Below are 24703 nucleotides of genomic sequence, written 5' to 3'. Positions count from 1 at the left end.
GCATCCGGGGTGTTCAGCGCCGCGCACTCGCACCGGTCGTCGCCCCTACCCGGCTGCCGTGCGCCCCGCGTTGCGACGATCGGGGTCGCCGCCCCGCACCGAACACGACGGTCTCAGCGAGACCGATGGTTCTGGCACTCCTGAAACCGTCGGTCTCGCTGAAACAGTCGGTCTCGCTGAAACCTCGTCGCCGCGCCGACCGAACCGCACGCAAAAGAATCGAGACACAGCGCGCCTCGGGCGTTCCCACAGCAGTCGGGCGTAGGGTCGTGTCGTCATGATCCTCTTCGAGAACGTCACCAAGAAATACCGGGGCACCGCGAAGCCGGCGCTCGACGGCATCGACCTCAGGGTCGATCGCGGCGAGTTCGTCTTCATCGTCGGCGCGTCCGGTTCCGGCAAGTCGAGTTGCCTGCGCCTGATCCTCCGCGAGGATCAGCCGAGCGTGGGCAAGGTGCATGTGCTGGGGCAGGATCTCAGCAAGATCTCCTCCCGCAAGGTGCCCTACTTCCGCCGCAACCTGGGCACCGTCTTCCAGGACTTCCGGCTGCTCACCAACAAGACCGTCTACGACAACGTGGCCTTCACTCTGCAGGTGATCGGCAAGTCGCGCGGCTTCATCCAGGAGGCCGTGCCCGACACGCTCGAGATGGTCGGCCTCGCGAACAAGTCCAAGCGCTTCCCGCACGAGCTCTCGGGCGGTGAGCAGCAGCGCGTCGCGATCGCCCGCGCGATCGTCAACAAGCCCGCCATCCTGCTCGCCGACGAGCCGACGGGCAACCTCGACCCCGCGACGAGCCTCGGCATCATGCAGCTGCTGCGCGCGATCAACGCCTCGGGCACCACGGTCGTCATGGCCACCCACGAGGCCACCTTCGTGGACATCATGCAGCAGCGTGTCGTCGAGCTGTCGCAGGGCGTCGTCGTGCGCGACGAGGTCGGAGGCGGCTACGGCGAGACCGCGTCGATCCCGGTCGCCGATCTCTCCGAGGAGGGCATGCAGGTGCTGCGCACCACCGAGGCCGTCGTGCGCGCGGCGCTCGCGCCCGAGCCGGGGGAGGCCGATCCCTCGCCCGCATCGCGGCCCGACGCCCCGGGTCTCCCCGACGCCCCGGCGCCGTCGGCAGCTGCTCCCGCGCCGGAACCGCAGCCCGAGGAGCTGCGCGAGGCCACCATCTTCGAGGAACCCCACCCCTTCGGCGACGAGGACGAGGACCCCGATGACACGCAACGCGCGGGCGAGGGTCGCAGCATCCCCGCGTTCCTCGAGCCGCGCGAACCCGCCCCGCCCGCGCCCAAGAAACGGCAGCCGGCGGAGCCGATGGACCCCGTGCGCATGTCCGAGACCGGCAATCTCGCCGAAGCCCTCGGCCTCAATCGCAAGAACGACGACGATCAGACGGATGTGGGGCCCGTGCGATGAGGTTCGGTTTGGTGCTCGGCGAGGTCTGGAACGGCCTGCGCCGCAACATGTCGGTGGTCATCTCCGTCGTGCTCGTCACCTTCGTGTCGCTCACCTTCGTGGGCGCCGCTATCCTGATGCAGCTGCAGATCCAGCAGATGAAGACCTTCTGGTACGACCGAGCCCAGGTCGCGATCTACCTGTGCACGGAGTACGACGAGAGCGCGACCTGCTCCGGTGCCGACGCCGGCGAGGAGGAGATCTCGGCGGTCGACGACGCGCTGAACTCCGACACGCTGAAGCCCTACATCGACGACTACTTCTTCGTCGACCACGAGCAGGCGTACGAGGAGTTCAAGAAGCAGTTCGAGGGCAACCCGATCGTCGACATCACGAGACCCGAGCAGCTCAACCAGACCTTCTGGTTGAAACTCAAGGATCCCTCGCGCTCCGACATCATCCAGGAGACGTTCTCGGGTATCCCGGGGGTGCAGAGCGTCTCCGATCAGCGCAGCCTGCTCGACCGCATCTTCCTGTTCCTCGGCGTCGCGAGCTACACGGCGATCGCGATCGCGGGCCTCATGCTCGTCGCGGCGATGCTGCTCATCTCGACCACGATCCGGCTCTCCGCGTACTCGCGCAGAAGGGAGATCGGCATCATGCGGCTGGTGGGCGCCTCGAACCGGTTCATCCAGACGCCCTTCATCATCGAGGGCATCATCGCGTCCCTCGTCGGCGCGGTGCTCGCGAGCGCGGCATCGGTCGCGATCGTGAAGTTCTTCGTGCAGGACTTCCTGGCGCACGAGGTGCCGTTCACGAGCTACATCACAGTCGAGCAGTCGCTCATCGTGCCGCCGATCCTCGTGCTGCTGGGCGTCGCGCTCTCCGCGATCGCGGCGAAGATCGCGATCACGAGATACCTGCGGGTCTAGCGCAGCGCGAGGCGGCCGCGCGCCGGGCGCGATAAGCTTGTCTTTCGCGCGCCGGCGCGGATCCCTCGCTCCTCCGCGAGGGATCCTGACGCCCGTACCCGTCAGAGAGAGGATGTGACATGAGCCCCAGGGAGACCGGCGAGAAGCTGATCGCCTCCAACAAGAAGGCCAGGCACGAGTACCACATCCTCGACACCTACGAGGCGGGGATGGTGCTGACCGGCAGCGAGGTGAAGTCGCTGCGCATGGGGCGGGCCTCGCTCGTCGACGGCTACGTGTTCATCGAGCGCGGCGAGGCCTGGCTCGATGCGGCCTACATCCCGGAGTACCTCAACGGCTCGTGGACGAACCACGCTCCGCGGCGCAAGCGCAAGCTGCTGCTGCACCGCCAGCAGATCGACAAGCTCTACCAGAAGACCCGCGAGGGCGGCATGACCATCGTGCCGCTGCGCCTGTACTTCCTCGACGGTCGCGCCAAGGTCGAGATCGCCCTGGCGAAGGGCAAGAAGGAGTACGACAAGCGCCAGACCCTGCGTGAGCGGCAGGACAAGCGCGAGGCCGAGCGGGCCATGCGCACCCGCAACCGCATGGGGGAGTAGCCGCGTCGCGCCCGTGAAGCGCCGCTCCTCGCAGGGATGCGTGCGCGGCCCCGAGTGGTGCCCGGCCGAACGACGCCGTTCCACTAAGCTGAGAGCGGTTGCACGGCGGGTGCCGTGCGTGCCTCCGGACCGAGCCCCGTGCTCGGCGGACGGTGCAGCGTCGGTGTCGCGCGACCCCAGTCGTGCGGCCGCTCGGCAGCGGTCCGAAGGCGGGCGCGACTGGACGGAAAGGTGGCTCGATGGAGGAGCTGGGTCGGCAGAAGCTGGTTTCGACTGAAGTGCTGAAGAACCACCAGTTCTACGCCAGCCTGTTCAACGATTCGGCGCTCGGCTCACTCGTCGGGCTGCTCGTCGACATGCAGCCCGGGGATCGGCTGCCCAGCGAGCGCGAGCTCACGCAGCAGCTGAGCATCAGCCGGAACACCCTCCGCGACCGCATCGGCAAGCTCGAGTCGATCGGCGTGCTGACGCGCAAGGAACGCCAGGGCACCTTCTACTCGGGGCTGCAGGCGGAGCAGGCGGGCAGCGTGCTGATCCTCGGCCTCATGTTCCACCAGATGACCTTCGAATCGCTGATCTCCGTTCGCCACGCCCTCGAACGGCAGGCCGCGATCGAGGCGTGCCGCAATGCGACGCCCGAGGCGCTCGGCGCCATCGCAGCGGCCATCGAGAGCATGCAGAGCACCGAGGACGGACACGGGCTGCTCGTCGCCGACTGGGCGTTCCACAAGGCACTGTTCACGGCATCGGCCTCGCCCGCGCTGCTGTTCTTCTCGCAGATGCTGCACGGAGTGCTCCAGGGCACCCTGCGGCACCTGACGCTCGAGCGCGACTTCCGTACGATGCGCCGCGTGCACGCCGACGTGCTGCGCGCGGTCGAGGCGCGCGACGCCGAGGCCGCCACGGTCGCGATCGACGCGCATTTCGAGTGGCTGCGCGAGCTGCGGGAGCGGGAGCTCGCAGACGAGCTCTGAGGAGCGCGGGCCGCGCGGCGAGAGTTGCTGGCGCGGGTCGCGGGATGAGGAGGAGGGATCCCGGAGCCGGGATCCCTCCTCCCTCACGAGCGGTCGGCCGAGGGCGGCGCCGCGCTCTGCACGAGGCCGCCGTCGACGGGCAGGCATATGCCGTTGACGTAGCGCGACTCGTCGGACGCCAGGAACAGAGCGGCGTTCGCGACGTCGAAGGAGTCGCCCATCTTGCCGGTCGGGGAGAGCGCGTCGCGCGCGGCGACCATCTCCTCGACCGTCTCGTAGGCCGAACTGATCTGGCGGTAGATCATCGGGGTGTTGATGTAGCCGGGGGCGATCGTGTTCGCGCGGATGCCGCGCGATGCGTACTCGAGCGCGAGGTTCTGCGTGAACTGGGTCACCGCCCCCTTGCTCGCCGAGTAGCTGGGGTAGTTGTATCCGATGTAGCGCATGCCGCCGATCGAGCCGATGTTGACGATACTGCCCGAACCCTGCTCGAGCATCACGGGCAGCACGTGCTTGCAGCTGAGGAACATGCTCGTGAGGTTGACGTTCATCACGAGGTTCCACTCGTCGATCGATTGCTCGACGGGGCCGCCCATGCGGGCGATGCCGACGTTGTTGTGCAGCACGTCGATGCGGCCGAAGCGAGCGACGGTCCGCTCGACCGCGTTTCGCACCGATGCGTCCTCGGTCGCATCGCCGACGACGCCGAGCAGCCGCTCGTCGATGCCAGGCGCCTCGCACTCCGTGCGGATCCGGCTCAGCCCGTCGCGCACCGCGTCCTCGCTCAGGTCTACGATCGCGACGTTCGCGCCCTCGCGGACGTAGACGATCGCCGCCGCGAGACCGTTCGTGATCTCGCCTCCGACGGAGCCGCCGCCGAAGATCAGGCAGGTCTTGTTCTGGAGCCGGTTCATGGGGGGCCTTTCTCGTGATGTGTGTGGTTCCGCTGATCGAGCGAGCGCCGTGCTGAGCGAGGAGCGCAACGACGAGTCGAAGTATCGAAATCGAGGAACCGCTGCTCGGTTTCGACTCGTCGCAAGCTCCTCGCTCAACCAGCGGGAGAGGGCTCCGCCTCGCTCCGCGCGGCTCCTAGGCGAGGGTGCGCTTGACCGCCCGGACGATGTCGTCCTTCGACGGGATCACAGCCTCCTCGAGCGGCTGCGAATAGGGGATCGGCGTGCGCGCGCCGCCGACGCGCACCGGGGCGGCGTCGAGCTTGTCCCACGCGGCCTCGACCGTCTGGGCGACGAACTCGGCGCCCCAGCCGTAGTCGCGCACGGCCTCGTGTCCGACCACGAGGTGGCGGGTCTTGCCGACCGACGCGTACACGGCGTCCATGTCGAACGGGTAGAGCGTGCGCGGGTCGACGACCTCGATCTCGATGCCCTCCGCTGCCAGCTCCTCGGCTGCCTGCAGGGAGTAGGCGAGGATCTGCTGCGTCGCCACGACCGTGGCGTGCGCGCCTTCCCGGGCGATGCGCGCCTGACCGAAGGGGATCGGCTCTCGGCCGACGGGTCCGCGATCGTAGTACTGGTTCTTGTGCTCCAGGAAGATCGTCGGGTTGTCGGAGAGCGCCGCCGTGCGCAGCAGACCGTAGGCGTCGCCTGGCGTGCCCGGCACCACCACCTCGAGGCCCGGGATGTGGGCGAACAGCGTCTCGAGCGACTGCGAGTGCTGGGCCGCCTTGCCGATGCCCGAACCGCCGTTGCTGCGGATCACGAGGGGGGTGTCGAACTGGCCGCCGAACATGTAGCGCGCCTTCGCCGCCTGGTTGATGATGCCGTCGAAGCCCAGGAAGGAGAAGTCGGAATACATGATCTCGAGGATCGGCCGGGTGCCGCGTGCCGCTGCCGCGGACACCGCGGAGAGCAGCACCTCCTCGCTGATCGGGGTGTCGAGCACGCGATCCGCGCCGAACTTCTTCTTCAGACCGCGGGTGACGCCGTAGGTGCCGCCTCCCGTGCCCCAGGTGGTGATGTCCTCGCCGAGCACGAACGACTCGGGCAGCGTCTCCATGATGTCGTGCATCGCCGCGTTCAGCGCGCGCCACGTCACCATGTCCTTCGTCTCCGCGTTCATGCGTTCGCTCCCTTCGCGTAGACATCGGTGAAGGCCTCGGCGACCTCCGGGTAGGGCGAGTTGCGGGCGAACTGCTCCGCGGCCTCGACCTCCGCGAAGATCTCCCCGGTGGTGGCCTCCCACTCCTCTGCGGTGATGACGCCCTGCTCGATGAGCTGGGCGAGCAGCTTCTGAATGGGGTCGTTGCCCTTCGCAGCCTCCACCTCGTCGGCGCTGCGGTAGATCTCGGTGTCCCCGGCCATGTGGCCGAGGTAGCGGTAGGTGTCGAGCACGAGGAAGCTCGGGCCCTCTCCCGCACGGGCCCGCTCGACCGCCGCGGTGGCGAGCTCGAACACCTCCTGCAGGTCCATGCCGTTGCCGTTGAAGGACGGCACGCCGTAGGCCTCGCCGCGCCGGCTCAGATCGGTCTGGGCCACCATGTCGTCGATGGACGCCGACTGCGCGTAGTGGTTGTTCTCGAGCACGAAGATGACCGGGAGCTTCCAGATGGCCGCGAGGTTGAACGCCTCGGCGAGCACGCCCTGGTTGGACGCGCCGTCGCCGAAGTAGGAGACGGCGACGGTGCCGTCGCCCTTCTGCTTCGAGGCGAGCGCCGCGCCGGTCGCGAGACCGATCCCTGCGCCGACGATGCCGTTGGTGCCGAGCACGCCGATCTCCTTGGCGCCGATGTGCATCGAACCGCCCTTGCCGCCGCAGTAGCCGGTGGAGCGGCCGAGGATCTCGGCCATGGTGCGCCCGAAATCGGCGCCCTTGGCGAGCGTGTGCGCGTGTCCGCGATGCGTGCTCGCGATCGCGTCCTCGTCGGTGAGCGCGAGCGAGACGCCGACGGCGATCGCCTCCATGCCCAGCGACGGGTGGGTCGAGCCTCGGATGAGTCCCTCGTCCGAGAGGAGGGGCATGCGGCGCTCGAACTCGCGGATCTTCGCCATGAGTTTCAGGCCCGCGAGGCCCTGTTCTGCTGCTTGATACTGAGTCATGGTGCTCCCTAGTCGATGGTGGCGAGGGTCTCGTCGAGCTCGACGAGGTCGCCGGCCTCCTTCTTGAGCGAGATCACGCCGGCAGCCGGCGCGACGAGCTCGTTCACGAGCTTGGAGGTCTCGATCGAACCGATGACCTGGCCCTCGGCGACGGTCGCGCCGTCTTCGACGAGCCACTCGCCCATGTCGGCCTCGGTCTCTTCGCCGAGCAGGTCCTGGGTGAGGTTGACGTCCATGGTGGTTCTCCTTCGGTTGGGTGGGGTTCTCTGATCTGGTCGGGTGCGGTGGTGCGCGGCGGGCGGTCAGCCGATGCGCTGCACGGTGAGCTCGAACGTCGCGGCGACCGGGTTCTCGCCGGGCACGAGCTCGCCGGCGTGGACGACGCCGTGGCGGTCGACGAGCGTGCAGCTGAGCCGCGTCTCGGGTTCTCCGTCGACGGTGCGCACGTCGCCGATGAGCGCGATCACCTCGGTCGCCGGTCCGTCGGCGGTGCGGTGCTCGCCGCTCGCGCGGTCGACGAAGGTCGCGCCGACGAAGCTGCCCAGCCCGGCGCGCACCGTCGCCCGCTCGAAGCCGGCCTCGCGGCAGACCTCGAGCAGTGCCTCCGTGATGTCCTCTCCCGGCAGCACGCGGGCGATCACAGTGTCGGGCTGCAGGGTCTCGTGATCGGGCATGTCGATACTCCGTTCCGTCGGCGTGAACACCGGCATCTGGGTTTCCGGGTCGGTCGCGCTGTTCCACCGCGCCCCGTGGACGGCGGTGACGACGGCGAACGGGGGAGGGGATCCCGGCTCGGTCTCGAGCCAGACGTGCCCGCCCTCGAGGGCGCCGTCCGCCGCCTGCCAGCAGCAGTGGCTGTGCATGTAGGGCGATCCCTCGCGCAGGCCGAGCGTGACCGAGCCGTAGACGAGGTGGGCGGTGTCGTGCCCGCGGGTCTCGGAGAAGCTGAGCGCTTTCTCCGCGGTCGCGACGTCGGGCACGCAGTAGCTCAGCGGTGAGTAGTCGCCGCCGTGGATCTCGGCGAACCCGCTGTCGGAGCCGAGCTGCGACAGCGTCTCGTGCAACTGCTCGGCGAGGGGGCGTCCGGGCTGCAGCTCGCAGATCGCGCGCTCAGTGCGCACCGGAACGGAGATGATTCTCGGTTGGGTCTTCGGGCCTGGATGTACCAGCGGTCGCATCGCAGCCTCCTATCAGCTTGTGACTTCGAGAGGTGGGAGTTCTTCCCGGCGCCCCTGTTGGGGGCGGCGCCTGTGCGCTCCGGGGTGGGGAGCGCACAGGCGAAGGGGGTGTGCGGCGAGGGATCAGCCGATAGCCGTACCCCCGCACACCTTGAGGGTCTCGCCCGTGATGTAGCTCGCTCCGGGAGAGGCGAGGAACGCCACCGCGGACGCGATGTCCTCGGGCTGTCCGATGCGCTGGATCGGCTGGGCCTCGACGGGATAGGGCACGCCCTGCGTCATCGGCGTCTCGACCGGGCCGGGGGCGACGGTGTTGCAGGTGATGCCGAGCGGCCCCACCTCCTTCGCCACCCACCTGGTGAAGGCGATGACCCCGCCCTTCGACGCGGCGTAGGCCGGGCCGGTGCGCGCCGCGCCGTCGCCGCCGGAGTTCGCTCCGCCGATGATCCCGGAGATCGAGCTCACGTTGACGATCGCGCCCGATCCTGCGGCCCGCATGTGCGGGTAGACCGCGCACTGGGTCATGAGGAAGGTGCCCTTGAGGTTGGTCTCGATGTCCCGATCCCAGATCTCATCGGTCATGTCCTCGAGACTGAGGCGACCCGCGGTGCCCGCGTTGTTCACGAGCACGTCGAGGGATCCCCAGTCGGCGACCAGGCCGTCGAGGCACGCGCGCACCGCGTCGCGATCCCTGATGTCGACGATCTCGCTGCGCGCACGCACCGAACCGCCCGTCTGCGTCAGGATGGACTCGACGGTCTGCGCGCCGTCGGTGACGTCGATGATCAGCACGTCCGATCCGCGGGCGGCGAGCTCGCGCGCGATGGCCGCGCCGATACCGCCGGCGGCGCCGGTGACGACGCTGACCTTGCCGGAGAGTTCCTGTGACATGTGAGGGTCCTTTCCCGGCTCAGAGGCCGAGCAGGTCGGGCAGCCAGTTGCTCAGCGCCGGGATGAAGGTGACGAGCATGAGCACGGCGACGCCCGATACGACGAACGGCGCGATGCCTCTCACGGCCTCTCCGAACGGAATCTTGGCGATGCTCGCCGCCACGAAGAGGTCGATGCCCACCGGCGGCGTGATGAGGCCGATCGCGAGGTTCATCGTCATCATGACGCCGATCGTCGTGAGATCCATGCCCAATTCGAGCAGTACCGGCACGAAGAGCGGGATGAAGAGGTAGAACGCCGAGATGGCGTCCATGAACATGCCCGCGATCAGCAGCGCCAGGTTGATGATCAGCACGAGCAGCACCATGCTGTCGGTCAGGTTGAGCATCCAGTCGGCGACGTGCCGTGCGATCTGGTTGCGCGTGATGACGTAGGCGAACAGGGTCGCCGACGCGATGATCAGCATGATGCGGCCCGACATGACGCCGGCCGAGGTGAAGATCTTGAACAGGGATCCGAGCTTCAGCTCGCGCGAGACGAGGCCGACGACGAGGGCGTAGACCGACGCCACCGCGGCCGACTCGGTCGGCGTGAAGATGCCGCCGTAGATGCCGCCGAGGATGATCACGGGCACGAGCAGGCCGGGGATCGCCCGTGCGAACGCCTTGAGCACGACGGAGGCCGGTGCGCGCTTGGTGCGCATGCCGATACCGCCGCCCGCGGCCGCGTTCTCGGGGGTCACCTCGTCGATCGTGAGCAGGCCGGTGTTGTCCGAGGTGTTCGCGACGGCGCCCGTCGCGGTGACCGTGGCACCCCTGGTGCGCGGGCTCTTGCCCATCGCCGAGCTGAGATGCGCCGCCGCGTTCGCCTTCGCGAGCTCCATGTCGCGGGGCAGGAAGCGGGCGATGATGTAGAGCACCACGACGAGGATGAGACCGGGCACGACGCCCGCCATGAAGAGGCGGCCGATGGTGACGCGATCGACCCCCGGGCCGGCGTAGTCGGCCGCGACCACCGCGAACACGATGTAGGCGATGCTCGGGGGCAGGATGATGCCGAGCTCGCCCGAGGTCGCGACGAGCGAGGCGGCGTGCCGCTTCGTGTAGCCGTGCTTGGCGAGCGCGGGGATCAGGATGCCGCCGATCGCGGCGACCGTCGCGGGACCGGACCCCGAGATGGAGGAGAACACGAGAGCGACGAGGATCGTCGTGAGGGCGATGCCGTTCTTCATGTGCCCGAAGGCGGCGTCGGCGAGTTCGACCAGTCTCTTCGATATGCCGGTGAGCTCCATGATGACGCCTGCGAGGATGAAGAACGGGATCGCGAGCAGAGTCTCGGAGGACATGCCCGCGTAGAGGATCGCCGATGCGGGAGCGAGCGCCTTGAAACCGCTCGCGTAGATGATCGTGGCGAACGCCGAGAGTCCCATCGACATCGCGATCGGCACGCCGATGAACAGGCAGACCAGGAAGGTGCCGAAGAGTACGAGCTCGATCATGAGCGGTCACCTGCCTTCGTGTCGGTCGTGTCTACGGGATCGTCGCTCTGCGACGCGTCGGTGGGCTGCTCGACGGCCTGCATGACCGCCACTGCTTCGAGCGCTTCGGCCTCCTCGCCCTTGAACGCCTCGCCGCCGCGCAGCTCGATGACGGCCACCTGGATGGTGCGGATCGTGCCGAGCAGCGCGCCGAGGGGCAGCGCGAGCGAGAAGAGCCCCTGCGGCAGTTGCAGGGCCGGGGTCAGGCGGCCGGATTCGAACTGCTTCATGGCGGTGTCCCACCCGAGCCAGAGGAAGACCGCGTAGAAGGCCAGCATCGCGAGGCAGACCACCACGATGATGAGCTTGTGGAGGGCTCCGCGGGTGGAGTCGCGGAGCAGGCTGAAGCTGGGGTGGGTGCCGAGCCGCGTCGCGGCGGAGGCGCCGACCATGGTCAGCAGCACAGCGAGGTTGACGAGCAACTCGCTGGTGAACGAGAAAGAGGCATGGAAGACGTATCGCGCCACCACGTTGGCGAAGGCCAACAGCGTGATGAACAGGAAGGTGACCGCGATGATCGTGTTCTCGAGCCTGCGCAGGATCAGATCGAACATGAGCGTTTCGAACTCTCGGGAGGGCGGGGCCTGTCGGCACCGCCCTCCGCGGCGGAGTCGGACTACTTCGGCTGGACCGCTTCGGCGAGCTCGGGGGTCCACTTGTCGGTGTACTTCTCGTACACCGGCTGCATGGCATCGCGGAACGCTTCGAGCTGCTCGGGCGTGAGCTCGGTGACCGTCATCTGGTCCTGCATCTCGGCGAGCTGCTCGGCCTCGCGCTCGCGGCTGAGGTTGATCTGGTACTCGTTCGCCTCCGCAGCGGCCTCGTCGACGATCTTCTTGTCCTCGTCGCTCAGGCTCTCGTACTGCTCGAGGTTCATGCCGAGGATCAGCGGGTCGTAGACGTAGTTCCACACGGTGAGGTAGTCCTGCACCTCCATGAGCCCGTTCGAGTAGATGACGTCGAAGGGGTTCTCCTGGCCGTCGATGGCGCCGGTCTGCAGCGAGGTGAAGACCTCGGCGAAGTTCATGGAGACGGGGTCGGCGCCCAGCTCCTTGTAGATGTCGAGGAAGAGGTCGGAGCCGGCGACGCGCAGCTTGAGCCCCTTGACGTCGGCGGGCTCGACGATCTCGTGCTTGCTGTTCGTGATCTGGCGGAAGCCCGATTCGCCGAAGCCGAGCATCTTGATGCCCATCTCCTCGGTGAGGCCCTCGTAGGCCTCTGCGGCCCCGCCCTCGATCGCGGCGTCGGCCTGCTCGTAGTCGGCGTACAGGAAGGGTGCGGTGATCGCCGAGAAGCGGGGGTCGATGCCCGAGTAGATGATGGGGGAGTTGTAGGAGAAGGCCTTGTCACCGTTGGCGAGCATCTCGACTCCGGCCGCGGGGTCGCCGCCCGAGAGCTGCTCGTTCGCGAAGAGGTTGAGGGTCATGCGACCGTCGGACTTCTCGTCGAGCAGTTCCGCGAACTTCTCGGCGCCGGCCCACCAGGTCGAGGTCTCGGAGACGGTGATCGTCATGTCCCAGTTGTAGGTCTCGCCGTCTGCGCCGCTGCCGCCGGAGGCGCCGCCGGAGCACGCGGTGAGGGCGAGAGCCGAAGCGGCGATGGCCGCTGCGACGAGGGTGGTTTTCTTCTTCAAGTTCATCTCCTCCTTGAGACGTGTGACTGGTTGGATGGTTGTCTCCGCCCAGGTGTAGCGGTGAGCAAGCTTGGTGGTTTCGCTCTCTCGGCGATTCCACCGTGCTAGCGGGGAAACGCCTCGGAACAGTATGCACACTCTGGTAGAACCAGGCAAGCGCGAGAGCCTCACGGCGGGCATCTCTGGTTGGTCCAGGCGTCGGTGATCGGCTGCGAACTCGGTTCTGAGCTGCGCTTTTCCTCCGCACAATCCGTTACGTAAACGTGACGTTCGCGTTTCGGGGCTCTTCGTGCTGGCGGGTGTGGGAGGCCCGGGTCCGCCGGTTTCGAGCCCGTCATGCGGCGCGGGAGGCGTTCGTCCGGGCCCTTCGCGTCGCCTTTCGCGTCAGGGGGTGAGCGCGATCATCAGCGGCACCGTGACGATCGCGGCGACGCTCGTGAGCAGGGTCGTCGCACTCGTGAGCCGGGTGTCCCCGTCGTACTCGAAGACGATGATGCTCGCGGTGGAGGAGACGGGCACGGCGGCCATGATCACCGCCGTCGCGACCCACTCGGGTGCGAGGGATCCGCCGAGAGGGAGTAGCGCCAGTATCGTCAGCAGGGGCAGCGCCAGGAGCTTCACAGCTGAGGCGAGCAGGACGGCTCCGAGGGGCACGCTCCCGGACCGCATTCCTTCGAAGGCGGGTTTGATCGAGAGACCGACCGCGAACATCGCCGCGGGAACCGCCGCCTGTCCGAGCATCGTGATGCTCGCGTCGATCACCTCGGGGATCTCGACGGGCAGGGCGCCCGCGAGCACGCCGGCGACGACGCCGAGCACCACGGGGTTGAGCAGCACCGAGCGCTTCAGCACGGTCCAGAGCACCGAGAGCAGACGGCTGAGCGCCGAGCCCGCTGCCGGCGCGCCGCTGCCGATCGATTTGAGCAGCGGGTACCCCACCATGAACAGCACGTTGTGGAGCAGCTGTCCGAGCGCCGCAGCGAGTGCGGCGCCCGGCCCGACGATGCTCATCGCGATCGGCACGCCGAGGTAGCCCACATTCCCGTAGGTGGCGGCGACCGCCAGGGGCCCCGCGAGAATCGGCCCCGAGTCGCCGCGCGAGGAGCGCCGCCGGATGAGCGCGGCGGCGTAGACGACGAGGGCGACGGCCCCGGGCAGCGCGAACGAGACGACGACGAACGGCAGGGGAATGCCCTCGGCGATCGGAGCCTTGGAGAGCGCGGTGAAGAGGAACGCCGGCAGCGAGAAGGTGAAGACGAACGCGTTGAGTCCCGCTTGGGCGCTGCGGAAGCGCTGCGAGAATCCGGCCGCCATGCCGACGCCGAGGAGCACGAAGAGCGGCGCGATGGTCGGTATCACTTCAAGCATTCGTGGTCCCCTCGGAGTCTGCCGCGTCGGAGTCTCCCCAGGATGCTACCCTGGTTGGACCAGAGCGCGCTCCGCCACCCCGGGAGCCGCACCCGATATCGATGGAGATACCGCAGCGATGAACACCCACTCCGCTCCGCACGAGGGCGCTACGCCCGCCGAAGCCCTCTACGGCACTACCGAGAAGGTCACCCGCATCCGGGCGACCATCGCCAGGCGCATGACGGAATCCCTCCAGGGGTCCGCGCAGCTCACCGCCACGGTGGAGGTCGATCTCAGTGCGATCTCCGCCTACCGGGCGCAGGAGAAGGACGCATTTCGCGAGCGCGAGGGTGTCGGTCTGAGCTACCTGCCCTTCATCATCAGGGCTGCGGTGGAGGCGCTGCAGGCCCACCCGAAGATGAACGCGACGATCGACCTCGACGCGGGGCTCATCCGCTACCCCGACGGGGAGCACATCGGCGTCGCCGTCGATACCCCGAGGGGCCTGCTGGTGCCGGTGATCAAGGACGCCGGGACGATGGGGGTCGCCGAACTCGCCCGGAGCATCGGCGACCTCGCGGAGCGCTCGCGCACCGGAAAGGTCGGGCTCGAAGACCTCTCGGGCGGCACCTTCACCGTCACGAACTACGGCTCGGTCGGTACGCTGATCGACACGCCGATCATCAACCAGCCGCAGGCCGCGATCCTCGGCACCGGCGCGATCGTGCGCCGACCGGTGGCGGTGCAGGATCCCGAGCGCGGCGAGGTCGTCGAGGTGCGGAGCATGATGTATCTCTCACTGAGCTACGACCACCGCCTGATCGACGGGGCCGACGCCGGCCGCTTCCTCAGCCTCGTCAAGCAGCGTCTCGAATCCGGCGAGATGGCGATCTAGCGGAACCGCCGCCGCGCCTCGCGTCTCCGCTGCTACACTTCGTCGCAGGGAAACGCGATCGGGGCGCGGTTCTGCGCTGGCGGAGCGGACCTCCGGCCCAGATGCGAGGGCGGGGAGATGACGGGTTCCGAGCCTCAGGGCGATTACGGTGGTTACAGCGCTCAGGGCGCCGGCGAGCCGGGCGGCCGAGCCCCCGGCGAACAAGGCACCCCGGTTCACGGGGGGCCGGTCGCCCCCCATCTCGATGAGGCGAGCGTGCCCGCTCCGATCGTGCGCAAGCGGGGCGCGTCCCCCCTGGTGATCGGGCTGGCCGTCGCCTGCGGCGTGCTGCTGCTCGCGACGATCGGCTTCGGCGGTGCCGCCGCATGGCTGTGGAACGAGCGTGCGAAGGCGGACACCGCTCTCGCCGCGGCGGAGAAGGAACTGGCCGACCTCGACGTCGGAACGACTCAGACTCTCGGGGATCTCGAACTGGTGATCGTCTCGGACATCTCGTTCTCGGAGTTCGTCAGAACCGCCCCCGACTCGCAGGGGCTTCTGGCGCTCTACTCCCACGTGACCAATGAGGATGCCGAGCAGGCGGCCGAGGTCTTCTTCGATCTGACGGCCTACGACGCGGATGGTCGCGTCATCGGGCGCAACCCGGCGAGCATGTACCTGCTGCCCGAGCAGCAGTCGATCTTCAAAGGCATCATCTCGAGCGACATGCTCGCGGCGGAGATGATCAAGATCGAGCAGACCTCGCTCGAATTCGCGACCCCGGCGATGACCGGAGGGATCGCGGTGGATGGTTTTGCGGGAAGCGACAGCGGATACGTCGAGGGAGAGTTCACCTCGTCGCTCAGCCAGGCGGTGCAGTACCCGTACCTCTACATCGTCGGCTATGTCGACGACGAGATCTTCGCCGTCTGCTCCGACTGGCCCGACGTGCCCGCGAACGGGGCGTTCACGGCGTCGTGCAGGCTCGACTACGCTGCGAACGACGAGGTTCCCGAGGGTGACGTCAAGATCCCCGAGGACGCGGAGTTCGACGCCTTCCTCGCGCTCGACATCCCGTATTGATCCGGCCCGTCGCAATCATCGGCGAAGGGAACGCCCACCGGGCGTTCCCTTCGCTGATGATTGCGCGCGTGATGCGAGTGCTCCGGTGGAGCCGCGGGGAATCGAACCCCGGTCCACTTCGACGATTCCGTGCCTTCTACGAGCGTAGTTCGTGCAGACGTTCTGCTCGGCCCCATCCTTTGTCACGAACACCTAGGGTGACAGGCCCAGTCTCAGTGAAAGTCCCGATGCGCCCTGAGACGCGACGCATCAGCAAGCCCCCTAGATGACGCCAGGAAACCGGGGCGGAGGCCCACCCGACCTGACGGACTCGGTCTCGTGCTTAGGCAGCGAGAGCGAAGTCGGTGCGCTTAGCGTTGGCACCTATGATTTGCGAAGGGCGTTTACGAGATAACTCCGCGTCCTCGGCTCGCTTCTCACAGTCTCAAATCGACGTGTCGAAACCGATCGGCCCCGTATCGATGGAATCCGCGAGGGATCCCTGTCGGGGCATTCGCATCACGCTGTGGAATTGTCAAACCGGGCATCGCCCGGCCCTCCAGAATACCACCGACGTCGCAGTCTGCCAAGGTGAGAGCCCTCCGCCCATGCGGGTCCGAGGAGCGCGGCGGCACGTTCGAACCTCTGCCTGACCGCGTTGGTGTGGGCGAAGAGACGTTTCGCGGCATCCGGGATCGAGCCGATCCGGCGTTCCGGGGTGCTCGGGCGTGCTCAGAGATGGGCGGCGTTCATATCCAGGAGAGACCGAGGTCGAGTGCGCCTGCCAGCGCTCCGGCTGCGGCGCCGAGGATCACGGTCGCCCAGGCGGGTGTCCTCCGCGTCGCGAGCATGAGCAGGCATCCGGCGGCGATGACGAGCGGAGCAGGCCCGGTGAGGCCCGACGTGCCGATCGGCGTGCAGAGCGCGGCGGCGAGGACCCCGACCACGGCGGCGCCGGCGCCCGCCATCGCCGATCGGATCGCTCGACTCTCGCGGAGCCGGGCCCAGAATGGGAGTACTCCGACGAGGAGCAGGAGCCCGGGCGTGAATATCGCGATGAGCGCGAGGAGCGCCGCTAGCGGAGCTGCGGGCCCCGGATGCATCTCGAAGCCCAGGTATGCGGCGAAGGTGAACAGCGGTCCCGGCACGGCCTGTGCCGCTCCGTACCCGGCGAGGTACTGATCGGGGGTCACGGAGCCCGAGATCGCCGGTTCGGCCTGCAGCAGCGGGAGCACGACGTGACCGCCGCCGAAGACGAGGGCTCCTGCTCTCGTGAACGCGTCCGCGATGCCGATCCACGAGTTCCGGGTGATCCATGCGGCGATGGGGAGTGCGACGAGCAGGAGGCTGAACGAGGCGAGCGCGATCGCCCCGATGCGAGGCGAGATGCGGATGCCGAACGGTTCCGCCCGCGCGGCAGCGGTGTGGCGGCACCACACCGTGCCGGCGGCGAGGCCGACCGAGATCGCCGCGAGCTGTCCGAGCGTGCCCGGCAGCAGCAGTGCGAGCCCGGCGGCGAGCAGGGCGATGAGCTTTCGCCGCACGTCGGGCGTCAGCGTCCCCGCCATGCCCCAGACCGCGTGGGCGACGACGGCGACGGCGACCGCCTTGAGGCCCGTGAGGATCCCGTGCCCGACGGCACCCTCGAGAGATACCGCGCCGAGCGCGAACACCACGAGCAGCGTCGCAGAGGGAAGCGTGAACGCCGCCCATGCGGCGACGGCTCCCAGCGGGCCGCCCCGGAGGAGACCGAGCGCGAAGCCGACCTGGCTCGAGGCGGGACCGGGGAGGAACTGGCAGAGTGCGATGAGTTCGGCGTACCCCGTCTCGCTCAACCACCTCCGGCGCTCGACCAGTTCCTCCCGGAAATAGCCCAGGTGCGCGACGGGGCCGCCGAACGATGTGAGGCCGAGTCTCAGGAAGACGCGGAACACCTCCGAAGGCGATCCCTCGGGCCCCGTCCTCGTCCGCTCCTCTGCCGCGCTCATCGCTCTTATCGTGACGGAGGCGTCCGCCGGCCCGCAAGGCGCATCTCCGCCGCCGAGCGGTCGATGCGGAGGTAGGCTGAAGCACTGTGAGGCGCGTTGCTGTGGTGGTGCTGGAGGGGGCGAAGCCCCTCGACGTCGGCATTCCCGCCCAGGTGTTCACGACGCGCACGAGCATGCCCTACTCGGTCGATGTCTGCGGCGTGCGCCCCGGCCTCATCGCGGGGGGAGACGGGCTGTCGTACCACGTCGAGCACGGGCTCGAAGCGCTGGAGCTCGCCGACCTGATCTTCGTGCCCGGCTACCGCCGCCCCGACAGCGAGTCCCCGCCCGAGGAGCTGGCTCGGGCGCTGCGGCAGGCGCACTCGCGCGGAGCCCGCATCGCGGCCATCTCTACGGGCGCGTTCGCGCTCGCCGCGGCCGGGCTGCTCGACGGCCGCCGCGCGACGACGCACTGGCACTACTCGCGGATCCTGGCCGACCGATTCCCGCGCGTGCAGGTGGACGAGCGCGTGCTGTTCGTGGACGAGGGATCCGTGCTGACCTCCGCGGGCGCTGCCTCGGGGATCGACCTGTGCCTGCACATCCTCCGCAAGGAGGCGGGGATGGCGGTCGCGAACCACGCGGCCCGCAGGCTCGTGGCCGCCCCCTACCGGAGCGGCGGGCAGGCGCAGTACGTGCCGCAGAGCGTACCCGAGTCGCACGGCGAGCGCTTCACCCGCACGCGCGATTGGGCGCTGCAGCATCTCGGCGAGCCGATCACGATCGAGCAGCTCGCGGCGCACGCCCGGGTCTCCTCGCGCACCTTCTCGCGGCGGTTCCGCGATGAGACGGGGTATACGCCGATGCAGTGGATCATGCGTTCGCGCCTCGACCGGGCGAGGGAGCTGCTCGAGGAGACCGACCTGGGCGTCGAGGAGATCTCGGCGACCGTCGGCCTCGGCACGGCGACCAATCTGCGCCGCTATTTCCGGCGTGTGCTGGGCACCACGCCGACCGAGTACCGTCGCACCTTCTCGGACGGGTGAATGCGGCCCGAATAAGCTTGGCTAGATCGTTTCGATCTATGGCATTGCAGCCACTGGACTCTGTTGCGCGAGTGCGACAGGCTTGTTTCCAGACAGTGTGAACGTGCATCTGAAAGGAACGTGAATTCATGACCGGTCGCGTAGCAATCAACGGCTTCGGACGCATCGGGCGCGGCGTGCTCCGCGCTCTGCTCTCCCAGGAGAGCGACCTCGAGGTCGTCGCCGTCAACGACCTCACCGACGGTGCCACGCTGGCGCACCTGCTCGAGTGGGACAGCGTCTACGGCCGCCTCGGCCACGACATCTCCTTCGCAGACGGCGAGATCCGCGTCGACGACCGCCGCATCAAGGTCTTCGCGGAGCGCGATCCCGAGGCGCTGCCCTGGGGCGAGCTCGGCGTCGACGTGGTGCTCGAGTCGACCGGTCACTTCACCAAGGCCGAGGCCGCTCGCAAGCACATCAACGCCGGTGCCACCCGCGTGCTCATCAGCGCCCCCGCGACGGGCGCCGACCTCACCGTCGTCTACGGCGTCAACGACGATCTCTACGATCCCGAGCAGCACTTCATCGTTTCGAACGCCTCGTGCACCACGAACGCCTTCGCCCCGCTCGCCGACGTGCTCGACAAGCTCGCGGGCGTGGAGCACGGCTTCATGACCACCGTGCACGCCTACACCCAGGATCAGAACCTGATCGACGGCCCGCACAGCGACCCCCGCCGCGCTCGCGCCGCCGCGCTCAACATCGTGCCCACCACGACCGGCGCCGCCAAGGCGATCGGCCTCGTGCTGCCGCAGCTCGACGGCAAGCTCGAGGGCACCTCGATCCGCGTGCCCGTGCCTGTCGGCTCGATCGTCGAGCTCAACGCGACCGTCTCGCGCGACGTGACGCTCGACGAGGTGCTCGACGCCTACCGGAAGGCCTCGGAGGAGGGCTCGCTCGTCGGCGTGCTCCAGTACTCGGAGGATCCGCTCGTCTCGTCCGACATCGTCGGCAACCCCTACTCGTCGATCTTCGATTCCGCTCTCACGCAGGCGGGCGGCCGCTATGTGAAGGTCGTCTCCTGGTACGACAACGAGTGGGGCTTCTCGAACCGCGCCGCGCAGATGCTGGAGAAGCTCTCCGCCTGAGGCACCCGCTCGGCGAGCCACGCTCCGCCGCTCCCGCAGAGGCCGTCCATTCGGGCGGCCTCTGCGCGTTCTCTGCGCGTTCTCGGGGAGGGGTCTTCCTCACGGATATTCGTGAGGAAGACCCCTTTTCTATCATTGGTGAATCTTGACGTTAGAGATGGCGCGAGGCTAGGGTGAGGCACATCACCCGATGCAGAAAGGCTGATGTGGCCGCAATGCGCTCCTCACTCGCTCGACCGGATCTCGCGCCCGCACATGCGAGTCTCGAACGCGCCGAGCGCTCCGTCGCCGAACTGCTGCGCGCGCTCGGACAGGACCCCGACGAGGAGCGATTGCGCGGCACGCCCGCGCGCGTCGCGAACGCGCTGAGTCAGGCCCTGCGGCGCCCCGAACTCCCGGAAGTCGCCTTCCTGGAGAACGAGGGATCGCGCGAGCTCATCGCGATCGAGGGCATTCCGTTCCAGTCGCTCTGCGAGCACCACCTGCTGCCGTTCAGGGGCACGGTCGACATCGGATACCTGCCCGACGGACGGATCGTCGGGGTCTCGCTGCCCGTGCGGGTCGTCGACCACTTCTCGGGCGGACTGCAGCTCCAAGAGCGCATGACCGAGGAGATCGCCGACTGGCTCGCCGATCGGCTGCCGGCACGCGGCGTCGGCGTCGTCGTTCGCGCCGAGCACTTCTGCATGTCGTTCCGCGGCATCGGGGACCGCTCCACCACGCTCAGGACGAGCGCGTTCCGGGGAGAGCTGACGAGCCTGGAGACCGATCCGCCGAGGAGAGGAGAGGCACCATGTCCACCCGAATCGTGATCGTCGGAGGGGGCCTCGCCGCCGCGACCGCGGCCGAGGAGCTGCGCGCCCGCCGCCACAGCGGAAGCATCGACCTGGTCACGGCGGAGCAGCACCGTCCCTATCAGCGTCCGCCGCTTTCCAAAGGCTACCTCGCGGGGAAGGAGGGGCTCGACGCCGTGTACGCTCACCCCGATGGTTGGGAAGCACAGCATGACATCGCCCTGCACGTCGGCAACCCGGCCGTGCGCATCGCCGAAGGCTCCGTCGAGCTCGCGGACGGGGCGGTGCTGCCCTTCGACCGCCTGCTGCTCGCGACGGGCGCGCAGCCGCGACGGCTCGCGGTTCCCGGGGGCGATGCTCACGGTCTCCATGTGCTCCGCACGCTCGACGATGCGGACCGGTTGCGCGCGGCGCTCTCCGCGGGCGGCAGGCGCGTGGTGCTCGTCGGTGCGGGCTGGATCGGCCTCGAGCTGGCCGCGGCGGCCCGCGGCTACGACAACGAGGTCACCGTGGTGTCGCCCGATCCGATCCCGCTCGTGAAGGCGGTGGGCCCGGAGATGGGCTCGATGTTCCGGGGACTGCACGAGCAGCACGGAGTCGAGTTCCTGCTGGGCGAGGCCGTGACGGGGATCGATACGGACGAGTCGGGCGCGGCATCAGGCGTGATCACCGACCGCCGCTCCGTTCCCGCTGACGTCGTGATCGTGGGGATCGGCGCCGTGCCCGACACCTCGCTGGCGGAGACCGCCGGACTGGAGATCGACGGGGGAGTGCTCGTCGACGAGCACCTGCGGACGTCGGCTCCTGCGATCTACGCCGCCGGCGACGTCGCGAACGCGTTCCACCCGGTGCTCGGCGCGCGCCTGCGCAGCGAGCACTGGGCCAACGCGATCGCGGGCGGTAAGGTCGCGGGCGCGAACATGCTCGGGGGCGACGCGGTGCTCGACGACATCCCCTACTTCTACACCGATCAGTACGACCTCGGCATGGAGTACTCCGGGTACGCCTCGTCGGCCGATGAGGCGGAACTCGTGATCAGGGGAGACCTGGAGGCGCGCGAGTTCGTCGCGTTCTGGGTTGCAGACGGGCGCGTGGTCGCCGGGATGAATGTCAACGTGTGGGAGGTCAACGACCAGGTGCAGCGGCTCATCAGGGATCGCGTCGCGGTCGACCGGGCTCGGCTCGCGGATGCGGGCGTCGACCTGAGGGAGATCGCGTGATCCGGCGCATCGGCGAGCGGGAGTTCGACTTCGCACGCCGGGTCGCCGTGATGGCCGTGGTGAATCGGACGCCGGATTCGTTCTACGACCGGGGCCGCACCTTCGCCCTCGACCGTGCGGTGGAGGCGGCGGTCGGGGCCGCGAGTCTGGGCGCAGACTGGGTCGACATCGGCGGAGTGCCGTTCGGGCGCGGACCCGCCGTCTCCACCGCAGAGGAGATCGACCGCGTCGTTCCGGTGATCGCGGCGATCGCCGAGGTCAGCGATGTCGTCGTTTCGGTCGACACGAACAGGGCCGCCGTCGCGGCGGCAGCGGTGACGGCCGGCGCGGCCGTCATCAACGACACCAGCGGTCTCGGGGATCCCGAGATGGCCGAGGTGGTCGCCGGGTCCGGAGCGCACGTCGTCATCACGCACAGCGTCGGCCCGCCGCGGGAGGAGAAGCCGCCCGCGCGCTTCGACGACGTCGTCGACGAGGTGCGCCGATTCCTCGAGGACCGGATCGAGCGCGCTGTCTCCGCCGGAGTCGACCGCGAACGCATCATCATCGACCCTGGGCACGACCTCGACAAGAACACGATGCACTCGCTCGAACTCACGCGCCGTCTCGGCGAGATCGCCGCGATCGGGCTGCCGCTCCTCGTCGCCGTTTCGAACAAGGACTTCATCGGCGAGTCGACGGACCGCGAGCAGGGGCGGCGCCTCGCGGGATCCCTTGCCGCGATGACCAGTTGCATCGAGCGCGGTGCGCGAATCGTACGCATGCACGACGTGGCCGCCGCGGTCGACGCAGCACGGATGACCGAGGCGGTGCTCGGACTGCGCACCCCGACCCGGATGGAGCACAACATGCACCCCACGAGGAACGTATGAGCGCGCGCATCGATCGTCTCTGGCCCGAGCCGGAGCAGGACCTGGACGACGAGCGGCTGCTCGCGCACTACGCGGTTCCGACCGAGCGCCGCTGGCTCCGCATGAACTTCGTGACGAGCATCGACGGCGCCGCCACGCGCGAGGGGAAGTCGGGCGGTCTCGGCGACGCGGCCGACCGCAGGGTCTTCGAGTTGCTGCGCCGTCACGCCCACGCGGTGCTGGTAGCCGCGGGAACCGTGCGCATCGAGGGGTACGACGCCATGCGCCTCGACGAGGAAGCGGCGGCCTGGCGCGCCGCACACGGCCTGGCATCCCAGCCCGCCTTCGCGATAGTCACCCGCAGCCTCGACCTCGACCCGGAGTCCGACGTGTTCTCCGACGCGCCGGTGCGCCCCGTCGTCTACACCGTCGCGGCGGCCCCCGCCGAGCGCCGGGCCGCGCTCGCCGCCGTCGCCGATGTCGTCGATGCGGGCGAGCGCGACGTCGAGCCGGCTCGCGTGCTCGACGACCTCGCGGCCCGCGGGCACACGCACGTGCACAGCGAGGGAGGCCCGAGCCTCTTCGGATCGTTCATCGCGGCGGACGTCGTCGACGAGCTCTGCCTCACCGTGGCGCCGTCGCTCGAGTCGGGCGACGCGCGCCGCATCGCAACGGGTCCCGAGGCGGCGCCCCAGCGCATGCGACTTGCTGCCGTGCTACGGGCCTCGGACGAGCTCCTGCTCAGATACGTGAGGGATCGCGAGGACGGTCGCGGCGCGGAGGTTCCGGGGCACTGACGCGCTCGGCGCAGGCGACCGATCAGCTGCGGCGCAGGCGGCCGAAGAGCGCGACGAGCGCCCGCCATCCGAGCAGGAAGACCCCCAGCGTCACCGTCGCCACGATGACGAATGCGAGCGCCGTACCCTGCCCCGCGAGCGCCCGGAGGATCATGCCGATCGCGACGGAGCCGAGCCACACCGGGATGCCCGACTTCACGATCGCGAGCGGGCGACGGGAGATGCGCGCGGAGATCCAGGTGATCGCGAGGCCGGCGAGGAACGGCCACGCCGTCTCGAGCAGCCCGAGCACCGTCGCGTCGCGCGCGTGGCTGCTGCGGCCGAGGCCGGCGAAGAGCAGCACGAGCGCCGCGTCGCCGAGCAGCGCGAGCACCGCGGTGCGCACCCGAGCGCCCCTGGGAGCCACGGAGACCGACGACGCGCTCATCGCGCCTCCTCCTCGCGAGCCGCCTCCACGACCGCGACGACCGCCTCGTGCAGGGCGCCGTTCGTGGCGAGCGAGCTGCCGTTCCAAGCGCTCTCGGATCCCTCGATATCGGTGAAGCGGCCGCCGGCCTCGCGCACGATCGGCACGAGCGCGGCGAGGTCGTAGGGCTTCACGTCGAACTCTGCGACGATGTCGACGAGGCCCTCGGCGAGCAGCATGTACGACCACATGTCGCCGTAGGCTCGGTCGCGCCACACGCGCTCGCCGAGCGCCAGCAGCGGGGCGAGATAGCCCGCGTCGCGCCACTGCGCGATGCTCTGGAAGCTCAGCGACGCGTGCTCGAGCTCGGAGATGCCGGAGACACGGAGCCTGCGGGGCGCCTGACCCGCGTCGACGGCCCACGACCCCGAGCCGGTCTCCGCCCACCAGCGGGCGCCGAACGCCGGGGCCGACACGACGCCGACCCGCTGCTCGCCCGCGACCTCGAGCGCGATGAGCGTCGCCCAGTTGGGCACGCCGCGCAGGAAATTGGAGGTGCCGTCGATCGGATCGATGATCCAGCGGCGGTCGCCCCTCTCGGCGCGGCCCGACTCCTCGCCGAAGAAGCCGTCGCCCGGGCGCTCGGCCTCGATGCGCGCGCGCAGAGCCCGCTCGACGGCCGTGTCGGCGTCGGTGACGAAGGTGCGGTCGGGTTTCGTCGCCACGGCGAGGTCGGCCGCGCGGAAGCGGGGGAGCGAGATCGAATCCGCGAGATCCGCCAGCTCGAGCGCGAACGCGAGGTCGGCGGAGGGGGCGGGAGGCTGCTCGGACATCGGCACTCCAATCGTCGGCTGCAACAGAAAAGGCCCGAGATCTCGATGATCCCGGGCCTATCGTGCGCCCTCACGGGCTCGAACCGTGGACCCGCTGATTAAGAGTCAGCTGCTCTACCAACTGAGCTAAAGGCGCGTGCTGCTCGCTGAGCAACGGATATAAGTTAGCAC

The 24703-nt window shown here is 68.8% G+C and carries 26 protein-coding genes, 1 tRNA gene and 1 other RNA gene; 12 read left to right on the top strand and 16 right to left on the bottom strand.

Annotation, left to right across the window (positions count from 1 at the left end; genetic code table 11):
- Positions 1 to 277: 277 nt before the first annotated feature.
- The 4 genes from ftsE to J4H91_RS01715 all read left to right on the top strand — a co-directional run bounded on the left by ftsE (position 278) and on the right by J4H91_RS01715 (position 3907).
- Positions 278 to 1423 (top strand): cell division ATP-binding protein FtsE, encoded by a 1146-nt coding sequence (gene ftsE, locus J4H91_RS01730; RefSeq protein ID WP_208044510.1) that lies wholly within the window; start codon positions 278 to 280, stop codon positions 1421 to 1423.
- Positions 1420 to 2334: a permease-like cell division protein FtsX gene (gene ftsX / locus J4H91_RS01725; RefSeq protein ID WP_208044509.1), complete on the top strand. Its 915-nt coding sequence runs from the start codon at positions 1420 to 1422 to the stop codon at positions 2332 to 2334. The genes ftsE and ftsX overlap by 4 nt, the downstream gene beginning before the upstream one ends.
- A 119-nt stretch (positions 2335 to 2453) precedes the next feature.
- Entirely contained in the window at positions 2454 to 2933 is a 480-nt protein-coding gene (gene smpB, locus J4H91_RS01720; RefSeq protein WP_208044508.1) for an SsrA-binding protein SmpB, read from the top strand.
- Positions 2934 to 3172: 239 nt separating this feature from the next.
- Complete coding sequence (locus J4H91_RS01715) at positions 3173 to 3907, top strand: FadR/GntR family transcriptional regulator (protein ID WP_208044507.1); 735 nt, start codon at positions 3173 to 3175, stop codon at positions 3905 to 3907.
- 83 nt (positions 3908 to 3990) lie between these two features.
- Here the strand turns inward: J4H91_RS01715 and J4H91_RS01710 are convergent, their stop codons facing one another.
- From J4H91_RS01710 to J4H91_RS01665, 10 genes are all read right to left on the bottom strand, one after another.
- Positions 3991 to 4821: an SDR family NAD(P)-dependent oxidoreductase gene (locus J4H91_RS01710; protein WP_208044506.1), complete on the bottom strand. Its 831-nt coding sequence runs from the start codon at positions 4819 to 4821 to the stop codon at positions 3991 to 3993.
- Between the two features lie 175 nt (positions 4822 to 4996).
- The gene (locus J4H91_RS01705) at positions 4997 to 5986 is read right to left on the bottom strand and encodes an alpha-ketoacid dehydrogenase subunit beta (RefSeq protein WP_208044505.1); all 990 of its coding nucleotides are present in this window, start codon (positions 5984 to 5986) and stop codon (positions 4997 to 4999) included.
- Positions 5983 to 6963: a thiamine pyrophosphate-dependent dehydrogenase E1 component subunit alpha gene (locus J4H91_RS01700; RefSeq protein WP_208044504.1), complete on the bottom strand. Its 981-nt coding sequence runs from the start codon at positions 6961 to 6963 to the stop codon at positions 5983 to 5985. The genes J4H91_RS01705 and J4H91_RS01700 overlap by 4 nt, the downstream gene beginning before the upstream one ends.
- An 8-nt stretch (positions 6964 to 6971) precedes the next feature.
- On the bottom strand, positions 6972 to 7199 hold the full coding sequence (locus J4H91_RS01695) for a biotin/lipoyl-containing protein (RefSeq protein ID WP_208044503.1): 228 nt from the start codon (positions 7197 to 7199) through the stop codon (positions 6972 to 6974).
- A gap of 66 nt (positions 7200 to 7265) precedes the next feature.
- Positions 7266 to 8084, bottom strand: coding sequence for a PCC domain-containing protein (locus J4H91_RS15840; RefSeq protein ID WP_208044502.1), 819 nt, complete (start codon positions 8082 to 8084; stop codon positions 7266 to 7268).
- A gap of 180 nt (positions 8085 to 8264) precedes the next feature.
- Positions 8265 to 9032 carry an SDR family NAD(P)-dependent oxidoreductase gene (locus J4H91_RS01685; protein WP_208044501.1) on the bottom strand — a complete coding sequence of 256 codons (768 nt, stop codon included), beginning with the start codon at positions 9030 to 9032 and terminating at the stop codon, positions 8265 to 8267.
- Positions 9033 to 9051: 19 nt separating this feature from the next.
- Entirely contained in the window at positions 9052 to 10530 is a 1479-nt protein-coding gene (locus tag J4H91_RS01680) for a TRAP transporter large permease (protein ID WP_208044500.1), read from the bottom strand.
- The gene (locus J4H91_RS01675; RefSeq protein WP_208044499.1) at positions 10527 to 11123 is read right to left on the bottom strand and encodes a TRAP transporter small permease; all 597 of its coding nucleotides are present in this window, start codon (positions 11121 to 11123) and stop codon (positions 10527 to 10529) included. The genes J4H91_RS01680 and J4H91_RS01675 overlap by 4 nt, the downstream gene beginning before the upstream one ends.
- Positions 11124 to 11185: 62 nt before the next feature.
- The gene (locus tag J4H91_RS01670) at positions 11186 to 12202 is read right to left on the bottom strand and encodes a DctP family TRAP transporter solute-binding subunit (RefSeq protein ID WP_208044498.1); all 1017 of its coding nucleotides are present in this window, start codon (positions 12200 to 12202) and stop codon (positions 11186 to 11188) included.
- Between the two features lie 384 nt (positions 12203 to 12586).
- Entirely contained in the window at positions 12587 to 13570 is a 984-nt protein-coding gene (locus J4H91_RS01665) for an AEC family transporter (protein ID WP_208044497.1), read from the bottom strand.
- 118 nt (positions 13571 to 13688) lie between these two features.
- Here J4H91_RS01665 and J4H91_RS01660 point away from each other — a divergent pair, with 118 nt between their 5' ends.
- Positions 13689 to 14447 carry a 2-oxo acid dehydrogenase subunit E2 gene (locus J4H91_RS01660; RefSeq protein WP_243752479.1) on the top strand — a complete coding sequence of 253 codons (759 nt, stop codon included), beginning with the start codon at positions 13689 to 13691 and terminating at the stop codon, positions 14445 to 14447.
- Positions 14448 to 14702: 255 nt separating this feature from the next.
- Entirely contained in the window at positions 14703 to 15509 is an 807-nt protein-coding gene (locus J4H91_RS01655; protein ID WP_208044495.1) for a hypothetical protein, read from the top strand.
- A gap of 83 nt (positions 15510 to 15592) precedes the next feature.
- Here the strand turns inward: J4H91_RS01655 and ssrA are convergent.
- The 3 genes from ssrA to chrA all read right to left on the bottom strand — a co-directional run bounded on the left by ssrA (position 15593) and on the right by chrA (position 17476).
- Positions 15593 to 15964, bottom strand: a transfer-messenger RNA (tmRNA) gene (ssrA, locus tag J4H91_RS01650).
- Between the two features lie 43 nt (positions 15965 to 16007).
- Positions 16008 to 16184 (bottom strand): helix-turn-helix domain-containing protein, encoded by a 177-nt coding sequence (locus J4H91_RS15950; RefSeq protein WP_424960818.1) that lies wholly within the window; start codon positions 16182 to 16184, stop codon positions 16008 to 16010.
- A 53-nt stretch (positions 16185 to 16237) separates the two neighbouring features.
- Positions 16238 to 17476 (bottom strand): chromate efflux transporter, encoded by a 1239-nt coding sequence (gene chrA, locus J4H91_RS01640; RefSeq protein ID WP_208044494.1) that lies wholly within the window; start codon positions 17474 to 17476, stop codon positions 16238 to 16240.
- Positions 17477 to 17562: 86 nt separating this feature from the next.
- Between chrA and J4H91_RS01635 the strand changes: the two genes are divergently transcribed.
- The 6 genes from J4H91_RS01635 to J4H91_RS01610 all read left to right on the top strand — a co-directional run bounded on the left by J4H91_RS01635 (position 17563) and on the right by J4H91_RS01610 (position 23293).
- On the top strand, positions 17563 to 18501 hold the full coding sequence (locus J4H91_RS01635) for a helix-turn-helix domain-containing protein (RefSeq protein WP_208044493.1): 939 nt from the start codon (positions 17563 to 17565) through the stop codon (positions 18499 to 18501).
- A gap of 128 nt (positions 18502 to 18629) precedes the next feature.
- On the top strand, positions 18630 to 19631 hold the full coding sequence (gene gap, locus J4H91_RS01630) for a type I glyceraldehyde-3-phosphate dehydrogenase (protein WP_208044492.1): 1002 nt from the start codon (positions 18630 to 18632) through the stop codon (positions 19629 to 19631).
- A gap of 215 nt (positions 19632 to 19846) precedes the next feature.
- Entirely contained in the window at positions 19847 to 20443 is a 597-nt protein-coding gene (gene folE / locus J4H91_RS01625) for a GTP cyclohydrolase I (RefSeq protein WP_208044491.1), read from the top strand.
- Positions 20425 to 21645, top strand: a complete 1221-nt coding sequence (locus tag J4H91_RS01620; protein WP_208044490.1) for an NAD(P)/FAD-dependent oxidoreductase — start codon at positions 20425 to 20427, stop codon at positions 21643 to 21645. The genes folE and J4H91_RS01620 overlap by 19 nt, the downstream gene beginning before the upstream one ends.
- Positions 21646 to 21695: 50 nt before the next feature.
- Positions 21696 to 22517: a dihydropteroate synthase gene (gene folP, locus J4H91_RS01615; protein ID WP_208044586.1), complete on the top strand. Its 822-nt coding sequence runs from the start codon at positions 21696 to 21698 to the stop codon at positions 22515 to 22517.
- Entirely contained in the window at positions 22514 to 23293 is a 780-nt protein-coding gene (locus J4H91_RS01610) for a pyrimidine reductase family protein (RefSeq protein ID WP_208044489.1), read from the top strand. The genes folP and J4H91_RS01610 overlap by 4 nt, the downstream gene beginning before the upstream one ends.
- 22 nt (positions 23294 to 23315) lie before the next feature.
- Here the strand turns inward: J4H91_RS01610 and J4H91_RS01605 are convergent, their stop codons facing one another.
- From J4H91_RS01605 to J4H91_RS01595, 3 genes are all read right to left on the bottom strand, one after another.
- Positions 23316 to 23720 carry a DUF3054 domain-containing protein gene (locus J4H91_RS01605; protein ID WP_208044488.1) on the bottom strand — a complete coding sequence of 135 codons (405 nt, stop codon included), beginning with the start codon at positions 23718 to 23720 and terminating at the stop codon, positions 23316 to 23318.
- Positions 23717 to 24532, bottom strand: coding sequence for an inositol monophosphatase family protein (locus tag J4H91_RS01600; protein WP_208044487.1), 816 nt, complete (start codon positions 24530 to 24532; stop codon positions 23717 to 23719). Before J4H91_RS01600 ends, J4H91_RS01605 begins: the two co-directional genes overlap by 4 nt.
- Positions 24533 to 24595: 63 nt before the next feature.
- Positions 24596 to 24668, bottom strand: a tRNA-Lys gene (locus J4H91_RS01595).
- Positions 24669 to 24703 lie beyond the last annotated feature (35 nt).

Origin of the sequence: Leucobacter ruminantium (assembly GCF_017565705.1) — a bacterium.
In the GTDB taxonomy this organism is placed as follows: Bacteria; Actinomycetota; Actinomycetes; order Actinomycetales; family Microbacteriaceae; genus Leucobacter; species Leucobacter ruminantium.
Note: the sequence above shows the minus strand (reverse complement) of the source record. Positions and strands in the feature narration are given on the sequence as shown.